The organism is Providencia sp. CIM-Carb-044 (assembly GCF_033901115.1).
Classification (GTDB): Bacteria; Pseudomonadota; Gammaproteobacteria; order Enterobacterales; family Enterobacteriaceae; genus Providencia; species Providencia hangzhouensis.
The window spans coordinates 208791-231483 of the sequence record NZ_JAXADV010000005.1 but is presented as its reverse complement, the minus strand read 5'-3'; the positions used below and the strand labels follow the sequence as shown (position 1 = coordinate 231483).

Sequence of the window (22693 nt, the reverse complement as noted above, 5' to 3'; positions counted from 1 at the left end):
GGGTTAAACGATATAGTTTGGCTTTATTCCATTTTTCATTGTTACCACTATAACGATATTAGACCATAAAGCTGAGTTCATGTTCATGACTTAATCTGATTTTTGCTGTTTTCTTTGACGGTTATACCCTTTTGCAAGTAAACCGAGCTCATCGTCACGATGATATTCAGACACAACAATTTGATTAACTTCAGAATTTGTCTGTAATTCAATTGCGATTTTACGTAGCGGCCTTATTATCATACGACTGACACACCACGTCATTCCAATAGCAATAATGAGTACCAACAATAAATAAGTTGTTGTCATCAAAGCAAGGGTATTTAGTGCAAATCGATAAACACGGTTAGGATCCACTTGTAATGTTAAATACCCTTGAGGCTTCGCTTGCAACACAACATTTCCATACGCATACAATGGTACGGTCATTTCGACAGGGATCCCCACAAAATGGGTAACCCAATTGGGTATCGGCTTCGGCGTTGCAAAGCTTAGGTTCATTACCGTTGTGCCATCAACAGTAATAATCGCGTTTCCCATAATGCCTGATGTCTTTAAGCTTATCAGCAGCCGTTTAACTTCATTAAGGTCGGAGCTTAGGAGGGAATCTGTTAATGGTTTTTGAATTTGCACTACAGCGTTACTGAGCTGGTCTAAATAATCTTGCTTACGTTGTTCAACTAAGTAACTGAATTGAATAGCTAAAAAAAGCGCAAGTGATAGTAGCGTAATCATAAAGAATACGACCATACTTTTTAATGTTAGTGAGCGTTGGACTCGGGTATTCATTTGGCCACAACCTTTCTAATCAAGCAGCTTTTTAAAGAAAACGGAAACATCAGTCAGTATACTTGATTTTATCCGTAAAAGAGTAGCTTAAAAAGAAAGATTGGGTATTTAGGACAAACAGCATGTTAAAGCGGCTTAAAGTGGCACTAGAATAAAAGACGGCAGAAAGTTAGCCTTTCCACCGTTTCACTCCTTAACTCACGACAACCGTTTGTTTTTCATCTTCATCAACCGCAAAACACGCAACTAACTGTTGGTTATATTCCTTCAATGTTGGTTGAAATTGAGTACACTGACCAAATGCTCTACGGCAACGCGCTGCAAATGCGCACCCCGGTGGTGGGTTTAAAGGACTTGGTAACTCTCCCGTTAACTTAATACGTTCGCGCCGAGCGTCTGGGTTCAACCTTGGTGTCGCTGATAATAACGCTTGAGTATAAGGGTGAAGAGGGTTATTAAAAATCTGCTCTTTTGTTCCTTTCTCCACACAGCGGCCTAAATACATCACCATGACTTCATCAGCAATATGCTCTACCACCGATAAATCATGTGAAATAAAGACATAAGACAAACCTAAATCTTGCTGTAAATCCATCATCAGATTTAATACTTGAGCACGAACAGAAACATCCAGTGCGGAAACGGGTTCATCTGCAACCACAATGTCAGGGTCAAGCATTAAACCACGTGCTATCGCGATACGCTGGCGTTGACCACCAGAAAACATGTGAGGATATCGGCTATAGTGCTCTGTTTTTAAACCCACTTTAGCCATCATCGATAATACTTTTTCCTTGCGCTGCTCTTTCGACAGTGAAGTATTAATCAATAACGGCTCTTCCAAAATTTGCCCCACCTTTTTACGTGGATTCAAAGAGCCATAAGGGTTTTGAAACACAATTTGGATTTTTTGGCGACGCAGTTTCTCTGCAGACTTATCTTTTACTAACAAGTTTTGGTCTTGGTAATACAACTCGCCCTCAGAAGGTTGCTCAATCATGGTTAATAAACGACCTAATGTCGATTTACCACACCCCGACTCCCCAACCACGGCCAGTGTTTTACCTCGTTCTAGCTCAAAAGAGACTCCATCCAATGCTTTTAAGGTTTTTTCAGCAGCAAAAACCCCTCTTTTGACGGAATAATATTTTTTCAAATCCACCGCTTTGAGCAATGGAGTGTGTTGTTTATCACTCATAATGTTGGCCTCCCCATATCATCCAGCGGCATATGGCATTTGACTTGGCGATCACCAACGGTTTGTAACATTGGCTCTTCTTGACGGCATTTCTCCGTTGCATACGGACAACGTGGGTTCAATAAACACCCTACAGGCCTATCGTATTTTCCGGGGACCACACCAGGAAGTGAGGCTAAACGGGATTTATTCGTCGCAAATTCCGGCAAGGCACGTAATAGCGCTTGTGTATAAGGATGGCGAGGATGTTTAAAAATATCACTTGCTTTGGCGGACTCCACCACCTGCCCCGCATACATCACAATAATATGATGCGCAGCTTCTGCCACTAAAGCGAGGTCATGCGTGATAAGCACTAATGCCATATTTTCTTGCTGCTGCAATTCCAACAATAATTCAATAATTTGGGCTTGAATAGTGACATCTAATGCCGTTGTCGGCTCATCCGCAATCAATAATTTAGGCCGGCATGCTATTGCCATAGCAATCATCACACGCTGGCTCATTCCCCCTGACAATTGGTGAGGATACACATCTAAACGTGATTGTGGGTCAGGGATACCCACCATGTCTAGCAGGTCAACTGCCCGTTGCTTACGCGTACTTTTGCTGCCGCCTTGGTGGACTTTCAATGCTTCCATAATCTGATAACCCACCGTAAAACATGGGTTTAAACTAGTCATCGGGTCTTGGAAAATCATCGCCACATCGGCTCCAACGATTTGCCGGCGCTCTTTTTCAGGGATTGACAATAAATCTCGTCCATCAAATTGCAATGAATTCGCCATCACTTTTCCGGGGTAATCAATTAACCCCATAATAGCCAGTGAACTCACTGATTTACCTGAACCAGATTCCCCTACAATACCAACGACTTGGCCTTTATCAACGCTATAGCTGATGCGGTCAACGGCGCGAAACGGTGCCTTTTCGTCTCCGAAATGAACCGAAAGTTGTTCTACATTTAACAATGCCATTTGGTTACCTCATCACTGCTTGAGTTTTGGATCAAATGCATCACGTAACCCATCACCCATTAGGTTAAACGCAAGCACCGTCAATAAAATTGCCAGTCCAGGGAAAGTCACAACCCACCATGCGCTTTGTGCAAATTGCAGCACATCAGACAGCATCGTTCCCCACTCAGGAGTTGGTGGCTGCGCGCCCATTCCGAGGAAACCCAAAGCAGCCATATCTAAAATGGCATTCGAAAAACCTAAAGAGGCCTGTACAATCAATGGTGCCAAACAGTTAGGCAAAATATTCACGAACATTTGGCGTACTGCCCCTGCACCCGCAACACGAGAAGCCGTCACATAGTCACGGTTGACTTCCACTAAAACAGCCGCTCGTGTTAATCGAATATAGTGAGGTAATGCAACAAACGTCAAAGCAATCGAGGCATTAACAATCGAAGGTCCAAAAATGGCGACCAGTACCAAAGCTAATAACAAACTTGGCAATGCCAACATGATATCGACAACTCGCATAATTAATGCGTCAACGACACCACCAAAATAGCCAGCGATCACACCAATAGTGACCCCCATGATTAACGACAGCACAACCACTAAACAACCAACTAGCAGTGACAGGCGGGCGCCATACATTAAACGAGAGAGTAAATCACGCCCAACATCATCAGTGCCTAAAATAAACTGCCAACTTCCCCCATCTTCCCAAACTGGCGGAGCAAGTAAGAAATCACGAAATTGTTCATCTGGAGCATGTGGAGCTAATATACCTGCAAAAATTGCAATCAGTACCATCAGGATAATGTAGAACATCCCGACAACTGCTCCTTTGTTACGTTTAAAATAATGCCAAAATTCTTGTAATGGTGTCATCGGCTGTGGGGCGCTGACAACGGTTGGCTCAGTAGATTGAGACATTTAGCGCTCCTTATTTCTTATGACGAATACGTGGGTTTACAATGCCATACAGCACGTCGACCACTAAGTTTACGAAGATAATCAGTGTAGCAACCAGCAGAACGCCCCCTTGTACCACAGGGTAATCACGACGCTGTAGCCCTTCGATTAACCAACGCCCTAACCCAGGCCATGAGAAAATAGTTTCTGTCAAGATAGCCCCTGCTAACATCACCCCAACCTGCAAGCCAATTACCGTAACAACGGGTAATAATGCATTACGTAGTGCGTGAATTAAAATTACGCGAGCGCGGCCAAGACCTTTAGCACGTGCAGTACGAATATAATCCTCTCCCAATACTTCCAACATTGACGAGCGAGTCATACGCACAATAACGGCTAATGGGATCGTACCCAAAACAATGGAAGGCAATATCAAGTGCTCTACCGCATCAATAAAATCGCCATCTTCACCCCAAATTAGGGTATCAATTAGCATAAAACCGGTCAGAGGCTGGGAATCATCAAGAAAAACAGTGTCACTCACTCGTCCTGCAACAGGGGTGAGGTCTAATTGCACCGACACTAACATGATGAGCATGATCCCCCACCAGAAGATAGGCATTGAGTAGCCTGTTAAAGAAAGGCCAATCGCAGTATGGTCAAAGATTGAACCACGTTTTACTGCGGCTAAAACCCCAACTGGGATCCCTACAGAAATTGCAAAAATCATGGCACAAGTTGCCAATTCCACTGTCGCTAAAAAACGGGGCAAAAACTCTTCCCATACACCGATGCGACTTTTTAAGGAAATCCCTAAATCACCATGAAATATCCCATTGATATAATGAAGATATTGTTTCCAAAGTGGCTGATCAAGCCCTAACTCTGCCATTAAATAAGCATGCCTTTCAGGGGATAGTCCCCTTTCACCGGCCATGATCATCACCGGGTCGCCTGGGATCATGTGGACAAAGGCAAAAGTCAATAATGTAATACCGATAAACGTGGGGATCACAAGCCCCAATCGTCGGAGGATAAATTGCAACATATCCTGAATCTCTTTAATAATGCCGTTGACGGCTCTTAGTCCGTTTGGCTACTCAGAAAATTGCTTTTCCGGGTGCTCACAAACAACTTAACTTCTCTGCTTCTTCTAGAGAAGAAAACGCCCTCCGCTCTAAACCAGCAACGAAGGGCATAGACAGATTAGATACGATTACTTCTCAATATCGACGTTTTCGAAGTGGTGCTTGCCTAATGGGTCAACCACATAGCCTTTGACTTCTTTACGTACGGGTTCAAACACTGTAGAGTGCGCGATAATGAGGGCTGGCGCCTGCTCATTCATCACAACTTGCGCTTGTTTGTACAGTTCGACTCGCTTGTCGTGATCTGCTGTTTGGCGCGCTGGTTGGATCAAGTTCTCAAAGCTTTCATTACACCATTTTGAGTAATTAGAACCTTGCTCTTTTGCTGCACAGCTAAACAAGGTTGCAAAGAAGTTATCAGGGTCCCCATTGTCACCCGTCCAACCCATCATTACTGTTTGTGGCTCACCATCTTTCGCACGTTTGAGGTACTCTCCCCATTCGTAGCTAACAACTTTTGATTTAACGCCAATTTTTGCCCAGTCTGCTTGGATCATTTCCGCCATACGGCGTGCATTTGGGTTATATGGTCGTTGAACAGGCATTGCCCACAGGTCAATTTCAAAACCATTCGGGAAACCCGCTTCTGCTAATAAGGCTTTGGCTTTTTCAGGATTATATTCGTAATCGTTTACCGCATCGTTATAGCCCCACATTGTCGGTGGGATAAGGTTTTTCGCTTTTTGACCTGCACCTTGATAAACCGCTTCGATAATTGCATCTTTGTTCACCGCCATAGACAGTGCTTGGCGAACCTTTTGATTATCTAATGGTTTTTTCTCAACATTATAAGAGAGATAGCCGACGTTTAGGCCTGGTTGCTCCATTAATGTAATGTCTTTATCTTGCTTCATGCGCTCTAAATCAGCCGGATTTGGATATGGCATGACTTGGCATTCATTTTTTTGCAGTTTTGCATAACGAACGGAAGCATCTGGCGTGATAGAGAAGACTAAACGGTCAAGTTTAGGTTTTGTACCCCAATATTGGTCATTGGCTTTATAAAGAATACGAGAGTCTTTTTGGTATTGTTGCAGAACAAATGGGCCCGTTCCAATTGGGTTTAAGTCCACTTTCTCTGGCGTACCCGCTTTCAACATCTGGTCTGCATATTCAGCAGAAAGAATCGATGCAAAGTCCATTGCCATATCAGCTAAGAATGGTGATTCTGGGCGAGTTAATGTGATTTTTACTGTGTTATCATCGACTTTTTCAACTTTATCGATAATTTTATCCATATCCATTCCCATAAAGTATTCGTAGCTACCGCCTGAAACTTTATGATATGGGTGATTTGCATCTTTTTGGCGCATAAATGTATAAATCACATCATCTGCGTTAAGATCACGGGTCGGTTTAAATTCTTTGTTAGAGTGCCATTTGACACCCTTACGTAGATGGAAAGTGTACTCTTTACCATCATCACTCACTTCCCAGCTTTCCGCTAAACCCGGTTCAATTTCCGTTGTTCCTAATTTGAATTCAACTAAACGGTTATACAGCGGGATAGAGCTTGCATCATAGGTTGTTCCTGATGTGAACAACTGTGGGTTAAAGCCTTCTGGAGAACCTTCAGAACAGTAAACTAACGTTTTTGCCTGTACTGTTGCTGATACTGCTAATGCTGCCAATGTAAGTCCTACAGTCAGTAGACCTGTCTTTTTAATAGAGCGCATCTGTATGCTCCTATGGTGTTCATGTTGTTTTGCTTGATGTCTAGATCCGTCATAAAAGCGACAGATGTAGTATCTGTATTTTTTGTTATTCATTGTGCAATTAATCAACTGTCACTCACTTCGTCAATAGCCACATTTACGCTCCGCCCACAATTCATGTAACATATTAGAAACAATTAGCATTGCAATTTAGCTTAAAATTTCATAATGAAGTGCAAGATGCAGGTGTTATAACCATATAATTAGTAGTGAATAGGGTTTTATATCGAGGTTATTTATTTTTATATTTGTGATTAAGTGCTGAATTACTGAACGAATATAGTGCTTTTGTTGGCATGATACGAAATAAAACACTAGAGAGAATCGATGTGGAAATTATTTTAGTATGTAATTATTTAGTTTGTTTTTTATGCAAATAAAAAACATTCAACTGCTTTCACTAAACATAATTTTAACCAATTGATAACTTAAAGAATAAAATAATACTGGCTGTAGTTTGTATTCTTATTTTCCAAAGTACAGAATATGCTTTAATACCGATGATAAAAACTACAATTGCCTAATATTACCTAGGTCATTTTAAATAGATGCAATCACCTGCTTTAACCCTATGATTTAACTAATAATGAAATTTCATTTGAAGGCTCGAACTCATTGAATTTACCAATAGTCGATCAGTTTGCCAAACTGGCGCTTCTACAAATAAATGATATGACAAACTCCCAATTTGACCTTTAGCTCCGACTCTCCCTCCCAGCAATAGGTTTTCTTTCCAAAATGTGGCTCTATCATTTGATGTTGTTCCTAAACCTAACGAGGTATATAAAGCCATATGCGGCCATGGGCTCTGCCAGAGCACCTCGTTTTGTAGCTTTAAGCTATTATCCCCCATTTCAAGGTGCTCAGCTCCACCGATAAAACCACTAACACCTCCAAAACCAGTAAGTGATCCTTGGTCTAATAAAACATCTAGCTTGTCACGACTTAATTGCATATCAAATTGGCTTTGATATTGAAAAGGGGAGGCTTCCTTCATTGCTGAAGCCGAAATCTGTAAAACCTGTGGCTTATTTAAACCCGTAATTTGCTGTACATTGGTACCAAACCAGTTAGTTCCTTGTTTATACGTTAATGTAACTAAAGCACTTCCCCGTAAAAAATTGACCTGATGAGTTAACCCACCAATGATGTAATGAGCCAAGCGTTGTTGTGTTCGTAAGTGTAGGTCAGCCAAAAACGTGTCACTTTTTTGGCTTTCAGACCCTAGACTTAATGAAGTTACCGTTTTTTCTGTTCGTTTTAATAAATATTCGGCTTGTAGTAATAAGAAGCCGTTATACTGCTGTAGTGGTAAAGCGGCATCATTACTGGTAATAACTGTTTTATTTTCCTGATACCCACTAAATATTGAAAACAACCAATATTGATAAGGGAGAGAGTAAAACAATATTGCTGATTTAATTTCAGTTTCTTCTGTGTTACTAAATTGACGGCTGATTTCTGAATATAAAAAATCACTTCGTAAAAAAGGATTGGCGACCATAAAAGTATGGCCAACAGTGCTACCGACTTGCCGAGAAATTGAGTGTGATTCAAAAGAAAGCGCACCTTGGAATTCGCGTCGGTGCTGGCCTACCACGACAATTTGCGTGGCATTCCCATAGCTATCATCAGGAATTAGTTTTATATGGAAAGGAAGTAAAGATGTATTTTGCAAATTGTACAAGCCTTGTTCAATTTGCCGTAAATTAAGCGTATCACCTAACTGGAAAGGAAATATGTGTGGTAGTAATTTATCTTCTGACTGCTCATTTTGATAAACCACAGAAGAAACCGTTCCTGCTATTATTTTTGCTTGCAAAATACCAAACAGAAAAGTTTGCTCAGGGTAATACAAGTAAGAGGTCAGATAGCCTGCATGAATTAACTTCGCCGTAATATCATCTGCATAATTGAGTAAGCCTTGTTCATCAATACATTGGCCCTCTATCTTTTGCCGCCATTTATTGACTTGGCTAACAGCTATTTCCTTAATCTGCTCAAGCCCAATGAAATGTACTTGGTTTATCATAATACAAGTAGATGGCATCTCAACAATACCATTTGGAGGCGCTATAGGCGCGCTATAAGCTTTAAAGCCAATAACGGTATAAAGACTTAATAAGAAGAAACAAAGAGGTATCGATAAAACGTTATTAACTTTCATTAACGAGTCCTTGTAATGAAAAAGCGTTTTTACCTAAAACAACATGAGTGAATCAGCTTATATATCAACAGAGATAGGTTATTGAGTGCAAGCCAAGTTAGTCTGAAATAGTTGGGGTGAAAAATAGGAAGGGATATAAACGAAAAAACCCACCTCAATGAGGTGGGTTCTAAAATTTGGTCGGCGAGAGAGGATTCGAACCTCCGACCCACTGGTCCCAAACCAGTTGCGCTACCAAGCTGCGCTACTCGCCGAAAACGGTGTGAATAATACTGCCAAGAACGGAGATCGTCAACCCATTTTTCGCCAATTCTGTTCGTTTGCTGATAAAACCACCAAAACAGTAAGGCTTATATGCAAATTACCTTATTTTAAGTAAAAAATAAGCACTAGAATATTTTAGTGCTTATTTATCAAACAGGTTAGCGTTTATAAAAATAACGTTAACTACAAGCTAATAACCTATTTTTAAGGCTATTGAAGCAAAGAAATATCCGCTACTTTTAAGAACAACTCACGTAATTGGCTTAATAGCGTCAAACGATTAATACGAACCGCTTGGTCTTCATCCATTACCATAACATTTGCAAAGAATTCATCTACGATATCGCGTAAAGAAGCTAATTCAACTAAAGCCTCTTGATAATTCCTTTCTGCAAACATTGGCGCAAGTTTATCTTGCAATACCACAACATGGGTCGCAAGTTTGACTTCTTCAGGTGTTTTTAGAACAGAAGCTAAAACGTTATCAGCCAATTTTTCTTCTGATTTGCTCAGAATATTGGAAACACGTTTATTTGCCGCTGCAAGTGCCTGCGCCTCTTCTAATGAACGGAAGTGAGTAACAGCTTTCACTCGTGCATCAAAGTCAGCAGGTTGTGTTGGATGACGAGCTAATACCGCTTGGATGGTATCAATACTATAGCCTAATTCTTGATACCAAGAACGGAAACGACCAAGCATGAACTCGACAACGTCATTAACCACATTTTTATTGGTTAATTTATCACCGTATAAACGAGCTGCTTCTTCTGTCATTTCAACAAGATCAAGCTGGTAGCCTTTTTCTACGATGATGCGTAAGACACCTAATGCAGCACGGCGCAAAGCGAATGGGTCTTTATCGCCTTTAGGATGTTGGCCAATACCAAAAATACCAGCAAGCGTATCCATTTTTTCAGCCAATGCTAATGCGGCTGAAACATCAGTCGATGGAAGTGCATCTCCAGAAAAACGCGGTTGGTACTGCTCTTTTAAAGCTAATGCAACGTCTTCTGACTCACCATCATGGCGTGCATAATGCATTCCCATAACGCCTTGAGTGTCTGTGAATTCAAACACCATATTAGTCATTAAGTCACATTTTGCTAATAAACCAGCTCGTGTCGCATGGTTTACATCTGCACCAATTTTGTTTGCAATCCAGCCAGCTAATGCTTCTAAACGGTCAGTTTTATCACGCAGTGTACCTAATTGTTTTTGGAACAATACAGTTTCTAAGCGTGGTAAGTTATCTTCCAAACGTTGTTTACGGTCAGTTTTAAAGAAAAATTCGGCATCGGCTAAACGCGGACGTACAACTTTTTCGTTACCTGAAATAATTTGCTGAGGGTCAGAAGACTCAATATTTGCCACAAAGATAAAATTAGGCATTAACTTGCCCGTCTTATCATAAACTGGGAAATATTTTTGGTCCCCTTTCATGGTATAAACTAGCGCTTCTGAAGGAACATCTAAGAATTTCTCTTCAAATTTAGCTGTTAAAACGACCGGCCATTCAACCAATGAAGTCACTTCTTCAAGCAAACTATCTGTTAAGTCAGCTTGGCCACCAAGAGCCTGAGCCGCTTTTTCCGCATCGGCTTTAATAACCGCTTTACGTTCTGCGTAATCTGCCATGACTTTACCGCGTTCACGTAAAATGGCTGGATATTGTTCCGCATTATCAATAGTAAATTCAGATTCACCCATGAAACGGTGACCACGAATTGTGCGCCCGCTCTTAATCCCTAAAATTTCGCCATCAATAACATCACTACCCAGTAACAATGTTACCGTGTGCACAGGGCGAACAAATTGTGTGTCCTTATCTGCCCAACGCATTAATTTAGGTATAGGTAATTTGGCCAATGCACGGCTAACCATATCAGCCAGTAATTCACTGACTGCCTGCCCTTTCATTTGGGCACGATAGAGTAGCCACTCGCCTTTATCCGTGGTCAAACGCTCAGCTTGATCAACGGTAATACCACACCCGCGAGCCCAGCCTTCAGCGGCTTTAGTTGGTTGGCCATCTGGACCGAATGCTTGAGAGATAGCAGGGCCGCGTTTTTCAATTTCACGGTCTGGCTGTGAAGCCGCTAAATCAGCGACTTTAAGTGCTAACCGGCGAGGAGCAGCAAACCACGTTACTGCACCATGAGCAATATCTGCCCCATCAAGTTCAGCCGTAAAATTTGCAGCAAATGATTCAGCTAATGAACGAAGAGCCTTCGGCGGTAACTCTTCGGTGCCGATTTCCACAAGGAAAGTCTGTTGAGTCATGACAGCCTCTTAGTTCTTATGACACATAGGGAATCCAAGCGCTTCACGAGAAGCATAATACGCTTCTGCAACCCCTTTGGTTAGGGTACGAATACGTAAGATATAGCGCTGGCGTTCAGTAACAGAAATGGCTTTACGTGCATCGAGTAAGTTGAAAGTATGGGCCGCTTTCAAGATACGTTCGTATGCAGGTAGTGGAAGTGGCGTTTCCAAAGCCAGCAAGTGTTGAGCTTCTTTTTCGTACTCTTCAAAGCATTTGAAAAGAAAATCAACATTTGCGTATTCAAAGTTATAGGTTGATTGCTCAACTTCGTTTTGATGATAGATATCACCATAAGTGGTTTTACCCAATGGGCCATCACACCAAACAAGGTCATACACGCTGTCCACGCCTTGGATATACATCGCTAAGCGCTCTAAACCGTATGTAATTTCACCTGTTACTGGTTTACACTCAAGACCACCGACCTGCTGGAAGTAAGTGAACTGAGTAACTTCCATACCATTAAGCCACACTTCCCAGCCTAATCCCCAGGCACCTAATGTTGGGTTTTCCCAGTTATCTTCAACAAAACGAATGTCGTGAACTGTTGGGTCAACACCTAATTCTTTTAAAGAACCAAGGTATAACTCTTGGATATTGTCTGGTGATGGCTTGATGATCACCTGAAACTGGTAATAGTGTTGTAGACGGTTTGGGTTTTCACCATAGCGACCATCAGTTGGTCGGCGAGATGGTTGAACATAAGCCGCTGCAATAGGCTCAGGGCCTAATGCACGCAAACACGTCATTGGGTGAGAAGTTCCAGCGCCGACTTCCATGTCCAATGGTTGAACAATGGTACAGCCTTGACGCGCCCAGTAGTCCTGTAATGTCAGGATAAGACCTTGAAAGGTTTTGGTATCAAACTTTTGCATGTTAGATCCGCACGCGATACGTAAAATTTAATGAAAGTACGCCAGTATACCCTTTGACCGCAAGATATACAGCATTGAATATGTCTGTATTTATTCTAAAAATAAAAAAAAATACTTTCACCCCTTTTAAGCTGGTTATTTATACAGTATAAATAGTTTGTTTTTTGAAGCAAACCAATTACCATTGTAAAAAGGATGAAAATGGATACCGCACTAACACGTTGCCATTGGGTCAATCAGGATCCTGAATATATCGCTTATCACGACCATGAATGGGGTAAACCCACTTATGATAACTTAACATTATTTGAAATGATCTGCCTTGAAGGCCAACAAGCCGGGCTCTCTTGGTACACCATTTTAAAAAAACGCCAAGGATATCGTGATCTATTTCATCATTTCGACCCTGAAAAAATTGCATCAATGAATGAAGACGATATTGAGCGACTCATGCAAGATACTCGGATCATCCGTAATCGATTAAAAATTAATGCAATTATTGCAAATGCAAAAGCTTATTTAGCCATGAAAGAAAATGGTGAAGACTTCTCCACTTTTATTTGGCAATTTGTTAATGGCCAACCCATTATCAACGGTTGGGAGCTCTCATCACAAGTTCCTGCGGAAACAGAACTTTCTAAGCTTCTCTCCAAAGCGCTCAAAAAACGTGGGTTTAAATTTGTCGGCTCAATTACTTGCTACGCCTTTATGCAAGCAACTGGCATGATAAATGACCATTTAGTGAATTGTTGCCAATTTAAATAAATTAGTTTTTATCGGTGTAACTCATCGAGTAAAAAGAAAAATAAACCACCAAAGCATTAACATTGCAACATTTTAGACTGTTAAATATATCCATCTCAATATTTTATCTTAATAAAAGATAGAAATTGGTGGTTGAACTCTGAGGTGCAGCGGAGTATGTTTTAAATTCCATTAACAATCTAATAAATATATGTGAATAAATGCGATGATATTTTCTAAATTTGGCAATAAATTTGCTAAAAATTCAGGTATTTCATTATTAATGAAAGACTTGAATGAAGGCATAAGAACCCCTGGCTCCATTATGTTAGGGGGAGGAAATCCTGCTCATATCCCTGAAATGGATAAGTATTTCCAAGATCTGTTAGCTGAGATGTGTGCTAATGGCCAATTGACGGACACTTTATGTAATTATGATGGTCCTCAAGGTAAAGATGCCATGTTGAAAGCGCTTGCAGCAACGCTAAAAGCAAAACTAGGTTGGAATATTAGCGCGAAAAATATTGCCCTATCTAACGGCAGCCAGAGTGCTTTTTTCTATCTATTTAACTTGCTAGCCGGTCGCTTTGAAGATGGTATCACCCGTAAAGTGCTATTTCCTCTTGCCCCTGAATATGTCGGTTATGCAGACTCAGGTCTTGATGATGGCTTATTCGTTGCTAATAAGCCACAAATTGAATTTTTACCTAATGGTCAATTTAAATACCGAGTCGACTTCAACACATTAGAGGTTACTGATGATATTGGTGTGATTTGTGTGTCTCGCCCAACAAATCCGACTGGTAATGTCATTACTGATGAAGAAGTTGAGCATTTAGACCAACTAGCTAAACAACATAATATTCCACTACTAATAGATAATGCTTATGGTGTTCCTTTCCCTGGCATTATTTTCAGCGAAGCTACGCCATTTTGGAACGAAAATGTCATTCTTTGTATGAGTTTATCTAAACTTGGTTTACCAGGAACTCGATGCGGCATTATCATCGCTAACGAAGAAATCATTGAAGCTGTTAGTAATATGAATGGCATCATCAGCCTTGCTCCTGGTGGTATAGGCCCTGCACTTGCTTTAGAAATGCTTAAAAAAGATGACCTTATTTCATTATCTAAAAATGTAATTGGCCCTTTTTATAAGCAACGTGTAGAAGAAGCCATCGAAATTATTCGTCGTTATATTCCAGAAGATAAGTGTCTAATTCATAAGCCTGAAGGTGCTATTTTCCTTTGGTTATGGTTCAAAGACTTACCAATTAATTGTTTAGAACTATATCAACGCTTAAAAAAACGCGGTGTATTGATGGTACCGGGTCACTACTTTTTTCCTGGTATTGAACAAGATTGGCCACATGCGCATCAATGTATGCGTATGAACTATGTCCCTGAGCCAGAAAAAATTGAACAAGGGATCAAGATATTAGCTGAAGAGCTTGAAAAAGCTTATCAAGAAGTGACCTGCTAGTTGTGAAACGACAAGGTACTTTTAGCCCTGTTATTGCAATATTTAGGTAAAAAAAAAGCCCTTTCATATAGAAGGGGCTAAAAATTAGCGAGAACTCCGTAATTGAAATCAAATTAACTTTTCAATACGAATATCATTCAAAACTATTAGAACATCTTTTCTATTTGGTTATTGCTTAAACAAAAGCACTTTTTGCCCCTATATATCGTGATACCTTTCATTACTGCCTTATACATCAAACATCAAAATCCAAATATCATATTGAAAAAGCTATAATTTTAGAAATTTCAATAGAATTTCTGCTATTCATCGGTTTAACAATCACATCTAGCTAAACCGCCCAAAATAAAATAGCCAGCAATTGTGGAGAAATAATTCTTAAAAACATCGCTAATGGATAAACCGTTGCATAAGACAATGCCGGAGCACCGCTGGCCGCATGAATATTATTTGCAAAAGCCAGTGCAGGAGGGTCTGTCATAGAGCCCGCTAGCACCCCACAAAGGCTCAAATAGTTCATTTTGCCAAAGATTCGAGCTACAACACCTGTAATAAATAGTGGTACAAACGTAATCAATAGCCCATAACCAATCCACGTTAGCCCATCACCTTTAATTAAAGTATCAATGAAGCCACCACCAGAATTGAGCCCAACAACAGCGAGGAACATGACGATTCCCAGTTCTCTCAGCGCTAAGTTTGCACTCGGAGGCATAAACCAATATAAACGCCCTATAGTCCCTATACGACCGAGAATTAGAGCAACAACCAGTGGCCCTCCCGCTAATCCTAGTTTCAGTGCGGCAGGAAAACCAGGAACAAAAACAGGTATTGACCCCAGCACAACTCCAAGCCCTATCCCGAGGAATACAGGTAACATTTGAACTTGCTGTAGTTTCTGTTTCGCATTACCTAACAAAGCGGTGACGGCTTCGATTGACTCAGGACGTCCAACAATATTTAAAATATCACCAAATTGTAAAACCGAATTGTTATTAGCAACTAAATCAATACCAGTACGGTTTAATCGTGTCACAACAACATCATATTTTTGTTTTAAGTTTAAGTCTTTCAGCCTTTTACTTAGTACGGCATCATTCGTCACCACCACACGAACGGAATGCAAAATAGAGCTTGATGTCGACAGGGATACGTCAACTTCCTCACCTAATATTAAACGAACTTTATTTAAATCATCTTTTAAACCAACAACGTGCAATAAGTCACCTAAATGAATTTCTGTGGTAGGCTGAGGAACAACCAGCATGTCCCCACGTTTTAATCTTGAGCAAACAATAGCTTCACTACCAAGCAGTGGGATGTCTTGCATCATTAAGCCATCAAGATTGGCGTTACGAATGGCAATGTTCATAGTCTGCAGAGAGTCGCGCTGTTGAAAAGTGGAACTATTAAATGCAGAAGCTTCTTTCTCTACTGAAATTCTAAAGATAATGCGTACTAACCACATCACCAATAAGATGCCACAAATCCCCATAGGGTAAGCCATGGCATAGCCCATCCCCATCTGGCCAACAAGATTAGGGTCAGATCCTAAGTCAGTTAAAATTTGCTGACCAGCACCTAAAGATGGCGTATTCGTTACCGCCCCTGAGAAAATACCTAAGATAATCGGTAATGGAATATTCGCGACTTTATATATGATTGCTGTTACCACTGCGCCTAAGACAACGACCATCAACGCAAAGCCATTTAGTTTCAGCCCTGAAACGCGTAGAGAAGAGAAAAAACCAGGCCCAACCTGAATACCTATTGTGTATACAAACAGTATCAAGCCAAATTCTTGAATAAAATGCAGCATGTCTTTATTAAGTTGCAAGCCATAACTTTGGGCGAAGTGTCCAACAATGATCCCCCCAAATAGAACACCACCAATCCCTAGCCCAACACTCCGGATCTTCCAATTTCCAATCCATAGCCCTAAAGCAGCAGCTAACGCCAACAAACTTACAGTAAGAGCTAATTCACTCATAGACCGCATCCTTTTGACGACAAGTTACCCGTTAAACACACCCAAATAGGTGATAAAACATACTACTGAATCGATTATGCCAAATAGCATGAGGGTAATATGTGCCATAGAGCACAGTTCAGAAGGAATAAATGATCTATTTTTTTAGAATTTTCAACCTGATAACAAATATAAAATAGTATGTCTTTATTTCTTAACGTTATTTATCATTCATAGAAATAGCTACTTAAGACAAACATTTTTAGTTAATAGCTACAAGTAAACTATTAACTAAAAAAATACATACGGTTAAATAAAATAATAATACGACACCATTATTGTGAATTTCTTGTTTTTAGTTATTATAAGTAAATATTGGGGACGACAAACTAAATACAGGTTAACAATGTCTATGCCGAGTTTAATTTCAATACGATTATATTTTCTTATCGCACCTCTTATTTTGAGTGGTTGCTCCAGTATTATGACTCATGCAGGCCCATCAGAAGGTTATTACCCTGGATCGAAAAACAGTATTAAAATGATTAAAGATGATGAGACCGGCTGGGTTGTTAAACCTTTACTTGCTATTGATTTACCCTTTTCTGTTGTTATGGATACTCTTTTAATTCCTTTAGATTACGCGAAATCGGGTAATGATGATAAAGCAGACTCACCCAAAAAACGCATAGAAGAACTTGAAAATAAAGATAAAACCAAAAAGTAATTCAGGCTCAATCAAACGTTTGTAATTAAAATTTCATTGTGTATTAACTGTATTTATGAATACATTATTTTTTAATCTAAGATCTGACCAATCATTTATATAATATCTGTTTAATTATTATCTTATTATGATAACCATCTCCTTAACTTAAATATTCTATTCTGTTTATAAGTATTTTTGCACTCATTACATGAATAATTAACAATTAAATTTTTTAAATGCTAATCAGAGAAAAATAAAAACAGTCACAGATAAAAAAAAGCTTATCAATACTTTTTTTATTCGTGACTGTAGTAACATAATTATTTTATTTGCTGTTTAAACCCGTTTCTACGGTATAAATTTGCCTAAATCCATCAATATCTCGCATAAACGCAATCAATTCATCATTAGGTGAAAATACAACGGAATCAGCAACAGGAGCAAGTTCAGTACGCTGCGTTAATTTTTGTATGGTTCCGCTCACGACGTGACAATACACGACACTATTGTCACAAATAAAGCAAATGTGCTCACCTTTACTATCCCAGCTAAAGGCAGACTGAACCGGTGAAGAACCCTGAGTTATCTGCCTTTGCACTCCAGTTAGCGTATCAACTAACCACAATTGAGCATTACCGTCATCATCATTCATCAAACAAGCGATTGATTTACCATCTGGCGAAGTTCTTAGCCAATGTCGTGGCTGCTTCGCTAAACCAGGAAATTTTTTATCGTGTGTATAAGTTAAACGCCTTTGCTGTATACCTTTTGGTGGGGAAGGCATGCTTGATTCTGTTCCTTGGATAGGAGATTCCCCCGCAATCATGTAATCCTCAAGCTGTGAAGGTAGGTCAACAATATAGATCTCAGGAATAATTTCTCCATTTGTAGAATGAGTGTCACCAATAAACACCAGCGCTCTTTCTTGCCACTCTCCATTCTCTTTTTGATAACCTTTTTGACCTACCCAACCCTCTTCATATGCACGGCTAATCTCATCGCTGCTAGGCTTAGACTGTTGCGTTGTTCGCGTCACAACACAACAAAAGTAATCGCCACTATATTCTCGAAAATGTATTTTAGGACTCACATTAACAGGCCCAATAGGTACTGCAATTGCCACATTTCGTTGGTCTAATTGCACATCTAATTCATGCATTACATGGTCATTATAGGTAAAACTCAACCACTTTCCGTCTGGACTAAAAACATGGACATGAGTCCCCCCACGCAACGCCCCCACTAAATACGGAGGGGTAATACACATTGCATCAATTGGGTGAGCTACATTTAATTGATCTTCTTTAACATACACCCCTCTTCGATGGTGAAAGTCATATTGCCACTGTTCATCAGGGTACTCAGGGCCATGGATAAAAGCATATTGAGTTGGCAGTTGAGGACTTACCGTTACCACTCCAACATGAGCCCCATGACTTGCACGATAAACCTCAACGACTTGTAATGTTTTTACATGAATTTTTTCTATAGATAAACCTGTAAAAGAACTACCGCTCGGCCGTATATCATACGCTAACCACTGGCTGTCTGGAGTCCAGATATTAATATTCGTTAGTTGGTGGCTTCGTTCATCATGCGTTAAACATGTTTCTTTATAGGGCAATTTATTATTCAATCTGTTATCCTTTGACATCATTTAATATCGCTATCGGATTACTTTAACTAATCTAGTTTAATCAATACTAGAAAATCTCAGTCGAGAAGTTTCATAAGTAATATTACCCTTTAGCAATAACCTTAATCTCGAACAAAACTACCATGTTATTAAGTGTACTTTATATTATTGGTATCACCGCAGAAGCCATGACTGGAGCACTTGCGGCTGGCAGACGAAAAATGGATGTCTTTGGCGTCATTATTATTGCGTCCGCGACGGCAATTGGTGGTGGTTCCGTCCGTGATATCTTACTTGGCCATTACCCCCTAGGTTGGGTGGAACATCCTGAGTATATCCTGACTGTTGCAGGCGCTGCGATTGTGACAATCTGGATAGCCCCTATGATGAAACATTTACGCCGATTATTCCTCATATTAGATGCTATCGGACTAATTGTATTTTCTATACTTGGCGCCCAAATAGCACTCGATATGCACTACAGCCCAATCATTGCAGCTATTGCAGCAGTGATTACTGGCGTTTTTGGTGGTGTGTTAAGAGACATGCTGTGTAACACAATCCCTTTAGTTTTCCAAAAAGAAGTCTATGCTGGCGTTTCTTTCGCTGCCGCTTGGATCTATATTGGCCTATTACAAACGCCTTTACCTAAAGATATCGTGGTTATTATCACACTCGTTGTTGGCTTGAGTGCAAGGCTAATAGCCATTCGTTATCGTCTCGGTTTGCCTATTTTTAATTACGAAAACCAAGATTAATCTAATCAATAAAAGAGTTTCAGCCATTAATGATTTACTATTGATGGCTTTCTATTGGTGGCTGAATCGCTTTCATGTCAGACAATATACGTAAAATAGATTCAATTTCTGGTTCCGCTAGCCAATTAGCTAATTTTTTCTTTTGCAGCTTCGTCAAATTTAGACTGTTAACCCATGATGGGTCATACAACATACCTATGTCAGTCACTTTCCCTACTTGTAATTTAGTTAGTGGAATTGCGAGACCTTTTAACCAAAGCGAAATAGGTTGATCCTTTGCCATTTTCAGTTGCTTTACTAACATTTGGTGTTTTTTACCTTTCGATAAATCGCTTTGCCATTGTTCTGACAACCAAGTTGTTAATCGAGTTAGGTTATGGTTTTCTACCCACTGGCGCCATGTAGCCTCACTTATTCCTCGCATACGTAGTTGTTTACCTAACCACGTTAACCTTGCGACAAACTGCTGTGAGCAAACTTCAGTATAAGTAAGACAACTTAGTGAGTGAAACTGTTTTAAGGTTGATGTCTCTGGATATTCGCGTTCCTCTCGTCGCCAAATAACATCTTCAATCTTTGGACTTCCTAGCCCTGAAAGAGAGACAAGTATTTTATCTCCAACAAGTAAATCTCGTTTTTCCCATGATGATAATGATCCAGCATTTACCTTTGAAATAGTTTTCGAGTCAATATTGATGGGGGTTATGCTAGCTACAACACTAATTCTCCCGGTCCTTCCTATATTGAACTGAAGCTTAGTTACCTCTGATAGCACACTGCGTAATGGATATTTCCAGGCAATCGCCCAACTATTTTGTTTTGATTGCCAAGCTGATGCTGCTGGCGCTGGAAAATTTTTAAGCACTATGCCATCTGTAGCAAATGGTAATTGCCCTTGATAATAGTATTCCCTTAGTTGCTTAGCTTGAATCTTATTTTCAATTTTATGGCTATATTGTTCAGCAAGCGGAAAACCTATCTCAGAAAGTAATGTTAACTGTGTTTTTGGATTAGCATCCCCCGCAGGCCATGCCCAAATAAAAATACCAATATTTTCTTCAAGGGCGGTTGGCTCATTTTTTCGCATTAACCACCCCGCAATCTTATTACGAGCGTTCACTCCCCCACTTTTAGCTTGAATATGTCCATTCATACGCCAAAACAATTCGCCTTGAAGGACTAACATGCCTGAATATTTGATTTGTTTGGGTATCGCGGGAATAAAATCTGCTTTTGCACGCCACTCGATTCCTTCAACACTATTTCCTCGGCTAATCATGGAAATAAGCTTGCCATTTTTATAAACCAACGTTACTGCTACACCATCAACTTTAGGTTGTAGCCAGATATTTTTACGTGTTTCTATCCAGCTATAAACTTCTAATTCATTGAGTTTCTTTAACCCTGTATGAGGAATGGGATGCATAGTTAGCTGTGATTTTTCAGGTAATAGTACTTCTGGCAATTCTTCGGGAAGTTGCTGGCATCGTTGTAAAGAACGCCATAAATTAAATAGCTGGTCATAAGCTTCATCACTAATGGAACTGCTACCCGCCAAACGGTAAGCTTGGTTCCACAGTTGTAATTGTTTTCCTAACCGATGACTTTCCTGACTTATTATTTTACTATTTTGTTTTTCACTCGGTTTATTAACGGCAATTTGCTGCGTTGCTTGAGCAACATTAATACACACCATTACCCCAACAATTAACCCACTTAGTCTATAAACTGACGCGAACCAATAACCATACAAAATATAAATCATAACTATTCCTTGTTATTACCAATCCATTAAGATGTTACTCTTTTAAAGCATTTTCTCCTCAGTTGCTAAGCATCAAACAACCTCTCAAAGTCTTCATCCTCAAAAGAAGTTGTTTGCAAAAGGCTTCGCAAAACTAATGATGCTTTCATGAGTAATAAGTTAATTTCTCGAGCCCGTTCACAATTTAGTTACTAATCAAATTCATTTAATTAAAATTCATGATTTATTGATATCGCTGCATGTTGATGCAAGTCCGTGTATACTATGTCGGGTTTATCACCATCTTTTATGTTTAATCCTCGACTATTCAAGAAATCATCATGATACAAGGCACGTTATATATTGTTTCTGCCCCTAGTGGAGCAGGGAAATCAAGTCTGATTCAGGCTTTATTAAAAACACAACCATTGTATGACACACAGGTTTCCGTTTCTCATACAACTCGAACTGCACGTCCAGGAGAAGTCCATGGCGAGCACTATTTCTTTGTATCTGAAACTGATTTTTTACAAATGGTCGACAAAGGTGAATTCCTAGAGCATGCATACGTTTTTGGGAATTATTATGGGACGTCCAAACCTATCATTGAAGATGTATTAAATAGTGGTGTTGATGTTTTTCTTGATATCGATTGGCAGGGAGCGCAGCAGATAAGAGCCAAAATGCCTGAGGCGCGTAGTATTTTCATTCTCCCACCATCAAAAGATGAACTTTATCGCAGACTGCGTGGTCGTGGGCAAGACAGCGATGAAGTTATTGAAAAACGCATGTCACAAGCAGTAGGTGAAATTGAACATTTCAACGAGTATGATTACCTTATTGTTAATGATGATTTCAATACCGCACTGAGCGATTTACAATCTATCATCCGTACTGAGCGTTTAAAATTAGGGCGTCAAGTTCAACGACATGATGCTTTAATCAGCAAATTACTAGCAGACTGAGAATAGTTTCAGTATCATATCAGGTCATTTTTTTATTTCTTTGGAGTAGCACATTTATGGCACGCGTAACTGTTCAAGACGCAGTAGAAAAAATTGGTAACCGCTTTGACCTCGTATTGGTTGCGGCACGTAGAGCTCGTCAGTTACAAACGGGTGGAAAAGACCCTTTAGTTCCTGAAGAAAATGATAAATACACTGTTATCGCATTACGTGAAGTAGAAGAAGGCTTAATCAACGGTCACATTTTAGATGTGCGTGAGCGCCAAGAACAGCAAGAGCAAGAAGCGGCTGAAATGCAAGCAGTTTCTGCAATCGCTGAAGGTCGTCGCTAA

The 22693-nt window shown here is 40.0% G+C and carries 18 protein-coding genes and 1 tRNA gene; 6 read left to right on the top strand and 13 right to left on the bottom strand.

All coding sequences use genetic code 11. The features are described 5' to 3' along the window. Positions 1–90: 90 nt before the first annotated feature. The 10 genes from SJ312_RS12635 to glyQ form a co-directional block, all read right to left on the bottom strand. A complete protein-coding gene (locus SJ312_RS12635) occupies positions 91–789 on the bottom strand; it encodes a HAMP domain-containing protein (RefSeq protein ID WP_036958595.1) in 699 nt (232 codons plus the stop codon). Positions 790–982: 193 nt separating this feature from the next. Then, positions 983–1987 (bottom strand): dipeptide ABC transporter ATP-binding subunit DppF, encoded by a 1005-nt coding sequence (gene dppF / locus SJ312_RS12630; RefSeq protein WP_004262626.1) that lies wholly within the window; start codon positions 1985–1987, stop codon positions 983–985. After that, positions 1984–2964 carry a dipeptide ABC transporter ATP-binding protein gene (dppD, locus tag SJ312_RS12625; protein ID WP_110592669.1) on the bottom strand — a complete coding sequence of 327 codons (981 nt, stop codon included), beginning with the start codon at positions 2962–2964 and terminating at the stop codon, positions 1984–1986. The genes dppF and dppD overlap by 4 nt, the downstream gene beginning before the upstream one ends. Positions 2965–2976: 12 nt before the next feature. After that, on the bottom strand, positions 2977–3879 hold the full coding sequence (dppC, locus tag SJ312_RS12620) for a dipeptide ABC transporter permease DppC (protein WP_004262633.1): 903 nt from the start codon (positions 3877–3879) through the stop codon (positions 2977–2979). 10 nt (positions 3880–3889) lie between these two features. Further along, positions 3890–4909, bottom strand: a complete 1020-nt coding sequence (dppB, locus tag SJ312_RS12615) for a dipeptide ABC transporter permease DppB (RefSeq protein WP_004262635.1) — start codon at positions 4907–4909, stop codon at positions 3890–3892. Between the two features lie 168 nt (positions 4910–5077). Continuing rightward, positions 5078–6685, bottom strand: coding sequence for a dipeptide ABC transporter periplasmic-binding protein DppA (gene dppA / locus SJ312_RS12610; protein WP_165879090.1), 1608 nt, complete (start codon positions 6683–6685; stop codon positions 5078–5080). A gap of 619 nt (positions 6686–7304) precedes the next feature. Then, positions 7305–8891 (bottom strand): ShlB/FhaC/HecB family hemolysin secretion/activation protein, encoded by a 1587-nt coding sequence (locus SJ312_RS12605; protein ID WP_319867861.1) that lies wholly within the window; start codon positions 8889–8891, stop codon positions 7305–7307. 177 nt (positions 8892–9068) lie between these two features. Next, positions 9069–9145: transfer RNA gene (locus SJ312_RS12600), tRNA-Pro, on the bottom strand. 220 nt (positions 9146–9365) lie between these two features. Beyond that, on the bottom strand, positions 9366–11435 hold the full coding sequence (gene glyS, locus SJ312_RS12595) for a glycine--tRNA ligase subunit beta (protein WP_004262644.1): 2070 nt from the start codon (positions 11433–11435) through the stop codon (positions 9366–9368). A 9-nt stretch (positions 11436–11444) separates the two neighbouring features. Then, positions 11445–12353: a glycine--tRNA ligase subunit alpha gene (gene glyQ / locus SJ312_RS12590; RefSeq protein WP_004262647.1), complete on the bottom strand. Its 909-nt coding sequence runs from the start codon at positions 12351–12353 to the stop codon at positions 11445–11447. A gap of 201 nt (positions 12354–12554) precedes the next feature. Between glyQ and SJ312_RS12585 the strand changes: the two genes are divergently transcribed. Next, positions 12555–13118, top strand: coding sequence for a DNA-3-methyladenine glycosylase I (locus tag SJ312_RS12585; protein WP_004262650.1), 564 nt, complete (start codon positions 12555–12557; stop codon positions 13116–13118). Positions 13119–13323: 205 nt separating this feature from the next. Continuing rightward, positions 13324–14580, top strand: a complete 1257-nt coding sequence (locus tag SJ312_RS12580; RefSeq protein ID WP_094960801.1) for a valine--pyruvate transaminase — start codon at positions 13324–13326, stop codon at positions 14578–14580. Between the two features lie 331 nt (positions 14581–14911). On the opposite strand, the gene SJ312_RS12575 is transcribed toward SJ312_RS12580, so the two are convergent. Beyond that, positions 14912–16570: a putative transporter gene (locus tag SJ312_RS12575; RefSeq protein ID WP_004262657.1), complete on the bottom strand. Its 1659-nt coding sequence runs from the start codon at positions 16568–16570 to the stop codon at positions 14912–14914. A 385-nt stretch (positions 16571–16955) separates the two neighbouring features. On the opposite strand from SJ312_RS12575, the gene SJ312_RS12570 reads away from it, so the two are divergent. Next, positions 16956–17276 carry a YceK/YidQ family lipoprotein gene (locus SJ312_RS12570; protein ID WP_232058937.1) on the top strand — a complete coding sequence of 107 codons (321 nt, stop codon included), beginning with the start codon at positions 16956–16958 and terminating at the stop codon, positions 17274–17276. A gap of 307 nt (positions 17277–17583) precedes the next feature. Here the strand turns inward: SJ312_RS12570 and SJ312_RS12565 are convergent, their stop codons facing one another. After that, positions 17584–18915, bottom strand: a complete 1332-nt coding sequence (locus SJ312_RS12565; protein WP_319867859.1) for a DUF3748 domain-containing protein — start codon at positions 18913–18915, stop codon at positions 17584–17586. A 122-nt stretch (positions 18916–19037) separates the two neighbouring features. Here SJ312_RS12565 and SJ312_RS12560 point away from each other — a divergent pair, with 122 nt between their 5' ends. Next, complete coding sequence (locus SJ312_RS12560) at positions 19038–19652, top strand: trimeric intracellular cation channel family protein (protein WP_004262660.1); 615 nt, start codon at positions 19038–19040, stop codon at positions 19650–19652. Positions 19653–19689: 37 nt separating this feature from the next. Here the strand turns inward: SJ312_RS12560 and ligB are convergent, their stop codons facing one another. Further along, positions 19690–21417: an NAD-dependent DNA ligase LigB gene (gene ligB / locus SJ312_RS12555; protein WP_319867857.1), complete on the bottom strand. Its 1728-nt coding sequence runs from the start codon at positions 21415–21417 to the stop codon at positions 19690–19692. Between the two features lie 320 nt (positions 21418–21737). Between ligB and gmk the strand changes: the two genes are divergently transcribed. Both gmk and rpoZ read left to right on the top strand, forming a co-directional pair. Further along, positions 21738–22361: a guanylate kinase gene (gene gmk, locus SJ312_RS12550; RefSeq protein WP_110592673.1), complete on the top strand. Its 624-nt coding sequence runs from the start codon at positions 21738–21740 to the stop codon at positions 22359–22361. 56 nt (positions 22362–22417) lie between these two features. After that, positions 22418–22693: a DNA-directed RNA polymerase subunit omega gene (rpoZ, locus tag SJ312_RS12545; RefSeq protein ID WP_004262665.1), complete on the top strand. Its 276-nt coding sequence runs from the start codon at positions 22418–22420 to the stop codon at positions 22691–22693.